The organism is Halarsenatibacter silvermanii (assembly GCF_900103135.1).
In the GTDB taxonomy this organism is placed as follows: Bacteria; Bacillota; Halanaerobiia; order Halanaerobiales; family Halarsenatibacteraceae; genus Halarsenatibacter; species Halarsenatibacter silvermanii.
Window position 1 is genome coordinate 149,697 of sequence record NZ_FNGO01000004.1, and the last position, 12,707, is coordinate 162,403.

At 39.6% G+C, this 12,707-nt stretch carries 14 protein-coding genes; all 14 read right to left on the minus strand.

The genetic code is table 11. The annotated features are described in order from the left end of the window. Positions 1 to 4 precede the first annotated feature (4 nt). Positions 5 to 1,033, minus strand: a complete 1,029-nt coding sequence (pheS, locus tag BLT15_RS03440; RefSeq protein ID WP_089758682.1) for a phenylalanine--tRNA ligase subunit alpha — start codon at positions 1,031 to 1,033, stop codon at positions 5 to 7. 149 nt (positions 1,034 to 1,182) lie between these two features. Then, positions 1,183 to 1,320: a hypothetical protein gene (locus BLT15_RS13190; protein WP_159429796.1), complete on the minus strand. Its 138-nt coding sequence runs from the start codon at positions 1,318 to 1,320 to the stop codon at positions 1,183 to 1,185. An 89-nt stretch (positions 1,321 to 1,409) separates the two neighbouring features. Beyond that, positions 1,410 to 2,207 (minus strand): TrmH family RNA methyltransferase, encoded by a 798-nt coding sequence (locus tag BLT15_RS03445; protein WP_159429797.1) that lies wholly within the window; start codon positions 2,205 to 2,207, stop codon positions 1,410 to 1,412. A gap of 77 nt (positions 2,208 to 2,284) precedes the next feature. Then, complete coding sequence (gene rplT, locus BLT15_RS03450; RefSeq protein WP_089758686.1) at positions 2,285 to 2,644, minus strand: 50S ribosomal protein L20; 360 nt, start codon at positions 2,642 to 2,644, stop codon at positions 2,285 to 2,287. A 99-nt stretch (positions 2,645 to 2,743) separates the two neighbouring features. Further along, positions 2,744 to 2,941 carry a 50S ribosomal protein L35 gene (gene rpmI, locus BLT15_RS03455; RefSeq protein WP_089758688.1) on the minus strand — a complete coding sequence of 66 codons (198 nt, stop codon included), beginning with the start codon at positions 2,939 to 2,941 and terminating at the stop codon, positions 2,744 to 2,746. Positions 2,942 to 2,958: 17 nt separating this feature from the next. Continuing rightward, on the minus strand, positions 2,959 to 3,546 hold the full coding sequence (gene infC, locus BLT15_RS03460; protein WP_089758689.1) for a translation initiation factor IF-3: 588 nt from the start codon (positions 3,544 to 3,546) through the stop codon (positions 2,959 to 2,961). Between the two features lie 121 nt (positions 3,547 to 3,667). Beyond that, positions 3,668 to 5,572, minus strand: a complete 1,905-nt coding sequence (gene thrS, locus BLT15_RS03465; RefSeq protein WP_268762222.1) for a threonine--tRNA ligase — start codon at positions 5,570 to 5,572, stop codon at positions 3,668 to 3,670. Between the two features lie 708 nt (positions 5,573 to 6,280). Beyond that, positions 6,281 to 6,622, minus strand: coding sequence for a PAS domain-containing protein (locus BLT15_RS03470; RefSeq protein ID WP_345788681.1), 342 nt, complete (start codon positions 6,620 to 6,622; stop codon positions 6,281 to 6,283). After that, positions 6,623 to 7,126, minus strand: coding sequence for a GAF domain-containing protein (locus BLT15_RS03475; RefSeq protein ID WP_089758693.1), 504 nt, complete (start codon positions 7,124 to 7,126; stop codon positions 6,623 to 6,625). It abuts the gene before it with no gap. Positions 7,127 to 7,244: 118 nt separating this feature from the next. Beyond that, a complete protein-coding gene (locus tag BLT15_RS03480) occupies positions 7,245 to 10,163 on the minus strand; it encodes a PAS domain S-box protein (RefSeq protein ID WP_089758695.1) in 2,919 nt (972 codons plus the stop codon). Between the two features lie 42 nt (positions 10,164 to 10,205). Next, the gene (locus BLT15_RS03485; protein WP_089758697.1) at positions 10,206 to 10,700 is read right to left on the minus strand and encodes a hypothetical protein; all 495 of its coding nucleotides are present in this window, start codon (positions 10,698 to 10,700) and stop codon (positions 10,206 to 10,208) included. 47 nt (positions 10,701 to 10,747) lie between these two features. Next, positions 10,748 to 11,680, minus strand: coding sequence for a hypothetical protein (locus BLT15_RS03490; protein WP_089758699.1), 933 nt, complete (start codon positions 11,678 to 11,680; stop codon positions 10,748 to 10,750). A gap of 126 nt (positions 11,681 to 11,806) precedes the next feature. After that, on the minus strand, positions 11,807 to 12,022 hold the full coding sequence (locus tag BLT15_RS03495) for a transposase (protein ID WP_159429798.1): 216 nt from the start codon (positions 12,020 to 12,022) through the stop codon (positions 11,807 to 11,809). A gap of 282 nt (positions 12,023 to 12,304) precedes the next feature. Next, positions 12,305 to 12,707, minus strand: a 403-nt coding sequence (locus tag BLT15_RS03500; protein WP_143423005.1) for an HD-GYP domain-containing protein, incomplete at its 5' end; no start/stop codon positions are given.

A 12,707-nucleotide genomic window follows, 5' to 3' on the forward strand; every position in this document is an offset into this window, starting at 1 on the left:
TTTATCATTTGAATTGCTGCAGAAATCTTCTATCGTTTTCAAAGAGCAGCCTGATATCCTCGATTCCATATTTCAGCATAGCTATTCGATCAATACCCATTCCGAAAGCAAAACCGCTGAAATGATGGGGATCAATACCCGATATTTCTAAAACTTTAGGATGTACCATACCGGAACCCATTATCTCCAGCCAGCCGGTCCTGGAACAGAGCTTGCATCCAGCTCCTTCACACACTCCACAGGACACATCGACTTCGGCACTCGGCTCGGTGAAGGGGAAATAACTCGGTCGAAATCTCACATCTCTTTTTTGACCGTATATCTCCTCAACCATTATCCTTATGGTGCCTTTAAGATCTCCAAATGTTATGTTCTCGTTGACAACCAGCCCCTCAAGCTGATGAAAAACCGGCGAATGAGAGGCATCCAGCTCATCAGCTCTGTATACTCGCCCGGGGGCTATTATTCTGATAGGTGGTTCCGTATCTTCCATGGTTCTTATCTGGACTGGAGAAGTATGAGTTCTCAAAAGCAGATCATCATCGATATAAAGAGTATCCTGAAGGTCACGCGCGGGGTGATCTTCGGGGATGTTCAAAGCCTTAAAATTATGATATTCGTCTTCAGCCTCAGGACCTTCGGCAATTTTGAATCCCATACCTATGAAGATATCTTCCAGCTCTTCTTTGACTATCTCGATAGGATGGCGGCTGCCCTTCTCAACCTCAGCCCCCGGCAGAGTTACATCTAACCTTTCCTCTTTTAATTTTTGTTCTTTTAACTTCTTTTCCAGATCAGATCTTTTTTCTTTCAGTCTGGAGGATATATCCTCCTTCAGCTCATTGGCCGCTTTGCCCAGTATCGGTCTTTTCTCGTCCGGAATAGAGCCCATCATTCCAAAAAGTTTCTCCACCTCTCCCTCTTTGCCCAGATATTTAACTTTCACATCTTCCAGTTCATCGAGCGTATCAACGCTTCTATAATCATTTTCAAAATTTTCCTCTATTTCAGCTATTGTTTCATCGACGTCCAAAGATACTACACCTCCCGAGTTTTAATAAAGAATCCTATAATCCGCGAGAAAAACGATGTCTCAATAAAAAAATCCCCCGTCCTACAGGGACGAGAGACCAGAGTTTTAAAAAATATTTCTCCAGGCCGCCGGGATTTTCAGCAAAAAATTCAGCTGTTCAACAAAAATTTACTCTCATTTTCTGCACCCCGGTCAAAGATCTCCCTATAGGCCAGATAGGCTGAAAGCGAACCGGTTCTTTCAAAAAGCTGCCAGAAAAAAGAAGAGGAAAGATCCAAATTGATCACACCCTTTACCCAGGATTATTTAAAATACAATCTGTTTTGTTAAATTATATCACAGGACCCTGAAATAAACAACCGCCGCTGCAAAAATTTTAATAATTCTGTCTCACCCAATCAAACATAACAATCGAACCAGCCACCCCGGCATTTAGAGAATTCAAATCTCCCGGCAGAGGAATGCTTACAGGTATGTGATTGATGCTCCTCAATTTACCGGGAATACCCCGGCTTTCATTGCCGACCACGAAAATATCCTCATCGCCCAGGGATATATCAAAGTAATTATTTTCAGCATCAGGTGAAGTTATTACCATTCTTCTCTCTTCGGCCACATCCAGCACAGTTTTGATGAATTCTTCGCTCTCCAGATCAGGGCAGACCCGCGGCTTAAAAATTCCTCCCATACTGGATCTGATGACTTTGGGATTAAAAAGCTCAACAGTACCTTTTAACGCTACAATCCCTTTCACTCCAGCAGCTGAGGCGCTTCTTATCAGAGTGCCGGCATTGCCGGGATCCTGAATTTTGGCCAGCATCAAAAGAGGGCCTTCCAGGCTGAGAATCTTTTCCAGCGATGATGTGTTTCTTCTGGCCACGGCTACAATCCCCTGAGGAGTTACTGTTGTGGAGACTTCGGTCATCAATTCGGAGGCAAGATTTATAAATACGACTCCTTCCCCTACAAGCTCCTTTATCCGATCAAGCTCATCCTCTATTTCCTGATTTTTGTCTATATATACTTCTTCTATTTTGGCCCCGGCTTTGAGAGCTGATTCGATCAAATTAAAGCCTTCCAGCAAAAACTGCTGCTTTTGACGGCGATATTTTTTGCTCTGCAGCTTTACCAGTTCCTTAACCCGGGAATTCTGTCTGCTGTTTATTTCCTTCATATAATCCCTCCCGGTTGACAAAAAGCAAAAACCCCGGAACATTGCTGCCGGGGCATGCTATATAAATGGATTCATCTTCAGTTTTCAAGCTCTTCTTTGGCCAGTTCTACAAGTCTGGCAAAAGCCTCTTTATCGTTGACGGCTAAGTCTGCCATTATTTTGCGGTCGAGTTCTACATTGGCCTGCTTGAGGCCATTTATTAATCTGCTGTAAGAAAGGCCGTTATTGCGGGCAGCGGCATTTATCCTGGTGATCCACAGCCGTCGAAATTCCCGCTTTTTATTTTTTCTATCCCTGTAAGCATATTCGAGCGACTTCATAACCTGCTGTTTGGCAGGTTTGAACAGTTTGCTTTTTGAACCGAAATAACCTTTCGCATTTTTTAGTACTTTTTTTCTTCTCTTTCTGGCCTTGCTTCCCCTTTTTACTCTGGTCATGATTCCACACTCCTTTCCAGCAGCCTGCCGGGCAGCAAAGCATAAAACAAAGCAGCCTCCCGGCAAAATGTGTATTTGTTTGCCTGCTAATTTGTCACATTATTGATAGGGAATCATTTTTCTATAATCTTTAGCATGAGCCTTTTCCAGCTCTTTTTCTTTGTTCAGCCTTCGTTTGCGGGCAGAATTTTTCTTGACCTGTTTGTGGTTCATAAAGCCCTTTTTATACATAAGCTTGCCCGTACCTGTTTTTTTAATTCGCTTGGCGATACCTTTATGAGTCTTCATTTTTGGCATGAGTTACACCTCCAGCTTTATTTATCGCTGTCCGGGGTTATGTGCATAAACATATCCCGGCCCTCCATGGTAGGTCCGCTTTCGACAGAGCCCAGATCTTCAGTTCCCTCTTTAATTCTGTCCATCAGATCATAACCGAGCTCTTTATGGACCAATTCTCTGCCTCTAAATTTTACCCTAACTTTAACCTTATCTTTATCATTCAGAAAACGACGAGCCTGTTTGAGCTTGACGTTAAAATCATGATCATCGATCTTAACACCCATCTGCACTTCCTTGACGTTCATCACATTCTGATTCTTTTTAGCTTCCTTCTCTTTTTTAGCCTGTTCGTACTTGTATTTGCCATAATCCATCAGCTTGCAAACAGGTGGGTCTGCTTGAGGAGCTACCTCAACCAGATCAAGACCTTTTTCTTCAGCTTTTTCTCTAGCATTCTCGATGTTTGTTATGCCAATCTGCTCTCCTTCTGAATCCACAAGTCTAATTTTGTTCGCGCGAATCTCGTCATTGACCCGCAGGTCTTCTACGATTTTATACACCTCCTGATAAAAATTAAAAAGCAGGCCATAGAAGGCCCGCTTCCATAATCCATCCACTGCCATCCATCGAATCGATCAGTCGGACAGCTTCGGCAGATTATTAACCAATGATCCTATCATTGGTGAGAAGCAGGGGCCTCTTCTTTATTGTCGTGTTGTATAATATCAGAAGAGCCCTGATAAGTCAACTTCTTTTTTCCTCTATTTCCCACAGGATATCCATTATGAATTTATCTACAGCTTTTTCTCCCAGATCCCCTTCCCGCCGGTGCCTTACGGATACCGTACCATCTTCTTCCTCGCGGGAACCAACTATCAACATATAAGGGACCTGCTCCACCTGAGCTTCTCTAATCCTGTAACTAACCTGTTCATCTCTGGCATCGAGCTCAGCCCTAATACCCTTCTCTATCAAACTGCCTTTTATTCCTTCTGCGTAGCTTTCCTGATCGCTGGAAACCGGTATGATTCTGACCTGAACAGGCGAAATCCAGGTAGGAAAAGCACCGCCATAATGTTCTATCAGGATACCTATAAATCTCTCTATGCTTCCGAAAATCGCCCTGTGAATCATCACCGGTCGATGCTCCTCATCATCCTCTCCTACATAGGTCAGATCAAACCGCTCGGGCATCTGAAAATCCAGCTGAATTGTGCCGCACTGCCAGGTTCGGCCCAGACAATCCTCCAGGTTAAAATCTATTTTAGGGCCATAAAAAGCGCCATCACCTTCATTGATGACATAGTCCAGATCATTTTCAAGGATGGCATTTTCCAGAGCTTCAGTGGCTTTATCCCAAAGTGCATCATCTCCCATAGCTTTATCGGGCTGGGTGCTCAACTCCACGTTATAATCAAAATCAAAAGCGCTGTAAAGTATCTCGACCAGTTCAATCACGCCGTTTAGTTCATCCTCTATCTGGGAGGGCAGGCAGAAGATATGAGCATCATCCTGGGTAAAAGCTCTGACGCGCATAAGACCATGAAGCGTTCCGGATCTTTCGTGGCGGTGTACCAGGCCGAGCTCTCCCAGTCTGAGAGGAAAGTCGCGATAGCTGTGCATCTTATTGTTATAAATCTTGATAGCTCCCGGACAGTTCATGGGCTTGACTGCATGGTCGCTCTCATCTATTTCTGTAAAATACATGTTATCCTTGTAATGATCCCAGTGCCCGGACTGCTCCCAGAGCTTTCTATCCAGCAGAATTGGAGATTGAACCTCTTTATAACCAAACCTGCGGTGCTGCTCCCGCCAGAAGTCGAGCAGTTCATTCCAGATAACCATGCCCCGGGGATGGAAGAACGGAAAGCCTTTACCCTCGTCATGCAGACTGAACAAATCCAGTTCTTTGCCCAGCTTGCGGTGATCTCTCTTTTTGGCCTCTTCCAGCATCTCCAGGTGATCATCCAGATCTTCCTCTGCAGCAAAGGCAGTTCCATAAATTCTCTGCAGCATGGGGTTGTCTTCATCTCCCCGCCAGTAAGCTCCGGCCACCGAAAGCAGATCAAAAGCTTTGACCATACCGGTGCTGGGAAGATGAGGCCCCTGGCAGAGATCCAGGAAGTCGCCCTGACGATAAAAACTTATCCGATCGTCATCGAGCTCTTCGATCAACTCTATCTTGTAGTTCTCGCCTCTCTCCCGCATCATCTCCAGAGCTTCCTCTCTGGGAATTTCCTCTCTTTCAATCTTGATGTCTTTCTCGATCAACCTGTTCATCTCCTCTTTTATCTCAGGAAAATCATCGGAGGATATAGTTGTTTCCAGGTCGATATCATAGTAAAAACCATCATCCGTGGTAGGACCGATAGCCAGACTGACATCATCATAGAGATTTTTGACTGCATGCGCCATAACATGAGATGCGGTGTGCCTCAAAATATCGACTCCATCCTCGCTGTCTATCGTAATAATGCTAACCTCATCACCTTCAGAAGGGTCATAATAAACATCGACCATTTCACCGTTTACCCTGCCGGCCACAGCATCATCGCCCAGATTGGGACCGATCTCATAAGCGATATCCAAAACTGTACTTTCATCGGCTGCTTCCATTTTTGATCCATCAGGCAAAATGACTTCTTTCACTGGTAAACCTCCTCCTCAAATAAGTTTTGAATTTGTTTTTTAAGACAAAAAGGCCATAACAGAATCTGCAGAATAAATTTTCAAATCGATCAAAACAAACAAAACCTGCCCGCCTCTTGAGTTTAGAGACGAACAGGCTGGGTTCGCGGTCCCACTCTAATTGCTCCCGCTCTATATAAAATAATAAAATAAGGTTTACAGATTAATATCCTGATAAAATCTGGCAGGAAGCCTCTCAAAAAAACCTTTAACGGAGGTTACCGGAGGATATTACTCGCAAAAATAGCTTTCCCTCCCCGGCTCCGGGGTGGTCTTCCAGCCTGCACGGCTGTACTCTCCCCATCTCAGCCTTTGTTAAATATTGATGAATTTAAAGCCATAAAACTGCCAGTTTCACCTTTATATTATATTAATAAGAGGAAAAACTGTCAAGAGCTTTTTTCGATAGGCTTTTTTCGATAGGTTAAAATTTACTCTTTTAAACAAACAAGACGCCGCTTTCAGTGTAAAGTTTCTAATTCATTAGACAATCTTTAGCACTTCATTTCAATTTAATGGAAGGTTTTAACATTTTGCCGGCAAATTAGGTATACTTCCCCCTGGGCTGGTTGGTTTTAATCTTTAAATCTCTGAATACAGGCAGTTTTCTCAGGCAGACTGTACCAAACTGCGAATTTTATCTCGCTGCCCTTCTTTTATTGTATTTTATCAATCTCTTTTTCTTTCCTTTCTTTCTGTGATATCTTCAAATGAAGCCATCATACAAATCGGCTGACCAATATCATCTTTGATCAGGTTTGTTGAAAATTTAATATTAATTTCTTCACCACTTCTATTTATAGCTTTTGATTCGCCCTTCCATTCTCCTTTTTCTTTTGTAACTTCAATAGCTTTTTCGATTTTATCAAATTCTGTTTCAGGAATTAGATCAAAAGAGGTAGTATCATAAATTTCTTCAGGTTTATCATACCCGGTCATTTTTAAAAATGAATCATTAACATAAAAGTGTTCCCCCTTCATATTTGAAAAAGCTATACCAGAAATGGAAATTCAATCGCCTTGCTTTTTATTTTTAACTCCTGTTTTTTTGCTCAAAAAATCTAAATCATCTTCAATAACATTTTTGAATTTTTTCATTAATTTTTTGCTGCTTTGATCTAAGTCCATACTTTCATTATCAAGAATGCAGATTGTACCAAAAGATTCTCCATCTGGCCAATTAAGAGGTAATCCATAATAAGAGATCATATTCAAATCTATGTCTGGATTATCCTGCCAGGCTTCATGTTCTAAGGCTTTTTTAATGAAAAGTTCTTTGTTTTGGGAAATTACTGTTTCACAATAAAGACCATGACCTAATGTTTCACTATCTCCAGCTTTATATGGATTATTTTTGTTTTGACTTTTTAAAAACACCTCCATTGAGTCTGGAGTTATTTTCATTATTAATCCTGCAGACACTCCAGTAAGATCTGCTATTATATTTATTATATTCTGCCATTTGCTTAATAATTCATCACTTATATCCTGTTTAGCAGGATCAGCAATTGTCACTTCTTTAGATTCTTATTCTTCTCTTAAAAATATCTCAGATTTCACCTAGAAGTCTCCTTCTCTGCCCCTTCTTGATTTGTTTCTTCTAAATCCAAAATAGGCAGTAATGCTAAAACTTTTACTTTTCTTTCATCATCTCCACAAATTTTCCTGCCAATTCCGGATCAAATTGTTCACCTGCACATTCCTTTATTTCTTCTAAAGCTTCTTCTTTGCTTATAGAATCTTTGTAAGGTCTACCGGTGGTCATTACATCATAGGCATCAACTATGGCAATAATTCGGGCCAATAGAGGAATACTTGTTTTTTCTTTACCTCTTGGGTATCCTTTTCCATCCCATCTCTCATGATGATATTCTATAAGAGTTGAAAGATGAGTGAGTTCTTTCACGGGAGCTACTACTTTAGCACCTTTAGCAGAATGACGCTTAACATCCTTACATTCTTTTTCAGACAATGCCCCGGATTTTTGGAGGATTTCCTCATCAACAGTCAATTTCCCTATATCGTGCAAACTCCCCAAATAAGATAAATCTTTCAGCTTACCCTCAGAAAGACCTAATTTTTCCCCGAGTTTTAAAGCAAGTCTTGTTATTCTTAATGTATGACTTTCATTTTCACAGCTGCTTTTATATAACCTATGCAGAAGACAGTTTATCATTTCTCTTTTGGCAGTAATTCCATTTTTTCTTTTGTCCTTATACATTTGCTCGTCCGCCAATTTTAAATTTTTTTCTAAGTCCTGGCCTGGATCAGTTTTAGTGGCAAAACCTTTGCCTAAAGAAACCGGAGGCTCATCTTTTAAAGCTTTATCACAGTTTTGCCTGTAAGTTTGCTGACATTTATTTTCAACTCTCTCAATTATTTTTTCAGCCTCGGAACTTGTAGTCTGAGGCAGCAGTATTAAAAATTCATCGCCCGCCCAACGAGCCAGTATATCCTCCTGTCGAATGCTATCTTTTAATATTTCCGAAGTTTTCTTAAGCAATCTATCTCCCATTTCATGACCAAAAGTATCGTTGATGATTTTAAGCCCATTAACGTCAAGCATAATGAGACTTATAGGAAGCTGTCTTTCAGTATCCAACCTTTTCATATTTTCTTTCATGAACTTTCTATTATAAAGATCGGTCAATTCATCATGATAACTCGTATATTCCAATTGCTTTCTGGTTTTTTCCAGCTCACTAACATCTATGACTACTCCCAAAACTTTATTATCATCTAAGACTTCAGTAAAGGGGTGGACATTGAGCATAGCAGTAAAATTTTTGTCATTTTTCCTTTTTAATTTTAACTTATCTCTCCAGTCTTCTTTTTTATTCATTTTGCTAATTATATTTGGTATTTTATCTTCAGTCTCCTTTGGATGCAGAATTGAAACCGGTTTCTCCAGCACTTCTTTTCTATCATAGCCAAAAATATTTTCAGCTCCAGGACTGAAATCCTTTATAGAGGTCTCACTCTGTTCTTTATCCAGATCAACGATTACAAAAGCAACATTAGTACTGGCATTATAGATCGCTTCCAGTTTTTCCCTCTGCTGTTTGGACTCAGTTATATCATCAAAAATGGCGTATATGCCTTTGACTTCTCCGTCTAACTTGACGGGAATCCCTTTAATTAAAAACTCGTAGGGATTGCCATCTCTATCATAACGCCGGGCTTCAAATTTACATTTTTCTCCTTTTAATACCTTTTTTGTCTTTTCTCGGTCGACATTATCTTTTTTAGTATTCTCCAAAACATCATCCAGCTGTTTATCTTTTATTTCCGACAACTTATAACCGAATATTTTTCTAAATTTATCATTTATATTTACCACTTCTCCATTTTCATCAAGAAGAGCAATAGCAGAAGTACTCTCTTCAAACAAAGCATCTGACCACTGCTTTTCTTCTTTTAATTCAGTTATATCCAGAGAAGAACCAACTATTTTTTCAACTTTACCCTCCACTATAACAGGTGTAAGCCGGGTCAGCCACGTCTTTTTTCCTGCCGGTAAATTTAGCTCCTCTTCGTATGTGGTGGTTTCTCGTTTTTCCAGACATTCTCTATAATTAGCTTCCACTTCTTTCCCTATTTCTTCTCCCAAAACTTCTATGGGCGTCTTTCCTTTTACTTCCTCAGTAGACAGACCGGTTAATTTTTCTTCAGTCTTATTCAGGCGCTGTAATGTTATTCTTTCTTCATTTTCTACGTTCAGCAGAAAAATTGCACTTTGAGAATTATCCAGTATGGTTTCATACTCTTTATTGATATTTTTTAAATCCTGTTCCAGACGTTTTTGAGTGGTTATATCCTGAAAAATTCCCACAATCTTTTCAACCTTATCATCTATAATTACAGGCGAAAGTTTACTCAATAAGTGCTTATTGCCAGCGGGTAATTTTAACTGCGTCTCGTAGGTAATACTTTGCTTTGTTTCTCTGCACTTCCGCAAATATTCCATAGTTTTATCTGCTATATCTTTCCTGAATAATTCTTCGGGAGTTTTGCCTTTTATCTTATTTTCAATTTCTGCTCCACCAATCTCACGATGATAGGGATTTACTCTTTCATAATAAAAATTCCCATCTTTTACATTAATAAGTGCTACTCCGCTGTGAAGATTGTTAAATACAGTTTCATACTCTTTATAAAGATGTTCATATCTCTTCTCTTCCTTTTTATACTCAGTTATGTCTTCATGGATTATTAAAGCACCCTGCTGGTATGGTTTAACCTTCATTTCAAACCATTTTTCCCCTCGCTCAGGACAAAATGAATATCTCTGCTTGAAAATCTCTCTTTCACCTGAAAGAACTGCTTTAATGCCCGCGGCAGCAGCCTGCGCTTCTTTTTTATGCGACGCAGATGAATTTAAAGCAACCTCTAGATAATTCACCCCGGCTCCGCAGTCCTGCAGGCATCCATTTTCAACGGCATTTTTCTCCCATTCTTTATTAACCTGAGTAATATCACCCTTCCTATCAATTATTGCAGCAATATAGGGCCAGGAATCAAAAAACTCTCCTATCTGTGGCTTATCATTCAATGATTTAATACCCCCATGATATCAGTTGGATTGGTAGAAGTTTTATTCCAGATCAATATTTTCTATCATTTTTTCTCTATATTCACTTTGTTTTTGTGGGCTGGCATTGTCCTCTTCCACCACATCTTGCGGGAAAATAATAAATTCCCGCTCAACGCTTTCCTTTTCCAGAGAAGTATTGTCTTCAACTATAGTTTTCATTTTATCCAAAAAGACTTCACTGCCTTCTAAATCCGTAAGCGGCAGCAAAAATGCATAGATATTTTCTGCCAGGAAGTATATCTGGTCTATACTCCTGATTTTACCAGTTATATTATCTTTTACACTTCTCATCTCCTCCTGTTCCAGGTTCTGAGGAAGGTAAATTTTCATCAATGTAAAGGACAGATCCGCCCTCATAGATCTATTAATTTCCATGGATAATGCTGTTTTAAGTTTATCCTTGCCACTTTTATTCAACTTTTCTGTGCTTTTTTCCGCTGATGTTTCAATATCTTTGCCTATATCGGCCAATATTTCATTAATCCTGCTTAACATATCTTTTTTATCAAAGGGCTTGACCAGATAATCCTCCGCTCCCAGGTTTATAGATTTTTTAACCAGGGTTTTTGGGCAAAGATGGCATAAAATTTAGTTTTATCATCCTGATTTTCCTGATATTCAGGTTCATATCCACCGGCACAGCTTAATATATTTTCTCGCTCTTCATCGAGAGTAAAATTTTCATAGTATGTCATTTTATCCTGGGCTGGCTTTTTTCCTGTCAGCTCACCGGGTATGAACTTGATGCCGAAGTTTAAAGCTTTCTGAGCCAGCTCGAAAGTATAATAGGTTCCATCCATTAGTAACTTTAGAAAATTAGAATCATCATCCTGTGAATCAGGATCATAATTAGTTTCAATATTATCATCTTCAACTATTTTTTCTAAAGTATCCTGGCTAAATTTCTGATCGGAATATATATTGGGTTTGAGATCATAACTTTTGATCACGCTGCAGGTCTCATTAAATTGTTCCAGCACATTGGCCACATAACCCACATTATCTTCATACTTTATGCGAAAGGTAGCATCGGGATCACTGGGGTTTTGTAAGCTATCGGAAGCTATATTTTCATTATCTTTGGGTTCAATATTGTCAGGACCATTATCATCGTCTTTGGTCTGCTCTTTTAACATTCTTTTTAAAAGCTTAAATTCTTCTGTGTCTGTAACTTTGCTGCCGGCATTTCGCCCGATTTCGAAAAGTTTTCTGTTTTGAGTGAGCAGTTTTTTAAGCTTTGACTCAGCTTCAGAATTTTTGGTCCTGTAAATAATTTCATTCTCATGATCTTCTGTAAGATAAACTTTAAATTGTTCAGGAATTAATTCCTGATAATCTTCATCCAGAATTTTTATGAACTGCTCGTTTACTCTGTAAATCAGCTCAATTCGGGAAAGCTTTCTGCAGGAAGAAGCCAGCATGAAAGAGTCAACTCTGGCCATCTCACCATCAATCTCTAGCTCTTCGGTAATCAAATCAGCCAGGGATTCTATCTCCTCCTGTATTAAATCAATACCGGTTTCTTCATAATAGTCTGTTACTCGGCCCCTAAAATTTCCAAAAGTATTGGCAGATACTTCAGGCCTTTCTTAACTGGTAAGTCACAGAACATATTGGTACTCTGTATTAAAATGAATCTGAGCTACAAGCTCTTCATCGGTGAGATTATTAAGCTCTTTTATGAGCAGCCCTCCTATGATTACATTGATAGGTGTATTGGGGCGGGAGGGCTTATCGCTGTAAAGAACGGCAAAACGTTCTTCATTGATGTCAGGAAAAATTGTATTTTGAAATTCATGAGCCCAGCTTTTACGCAAATATTCTTTTAAATACTCAGGCAGGTTTTAAAAACTATCATCAATAGACATATGTTGAGTATCATTGGTTTGAAACACGTTATCATCCTTTCTGAATCAGCAATAAGTTAATTATATCATACCACATAATCACTGATATATCAATGATTATAGCAATTTAATATGCCTGTTTTGAGGATGATAAGTGCTCAAATTTATATTGCTCTTTTGAAGAAAAAAGAGCTAATTCTATCCTTTTTGTGGGCAAACCACAAAATAAATCTGGAGCTTTCAAACTAAAATTCATTTATTTCCCTCAGCATTTTTCATCACCTCCACAAATATCTCGGCCAATTCTGGGTCAAACTGCCCCCCTGCACATTCTTCTATCTCTTCTAAAGCTTCCTCTTCGCTCATGGCATCCTTATAGGGCCTGCCCGCCGTCATAACATCGTAGGCATCCACGATGGAGATTATTCTTGATAAAAGAGGTATTTCATCACCTTTTAAACCTTTTGGATAACCGCTGCCGTTCCAGTATTCGTGATGATAAAGGATTGCCTGGGCAACTGGTGCAAACTCCTCGGTTGCCGAAGCTATTTTATAGCCCCTTTCAGGATGTTCTGTTATTATCTGCCATTCCTCCTCTGTTAAATCACCTTTTTTGGTTAAAATATTTTCGGAAATTGTAACCTTACCTATATCA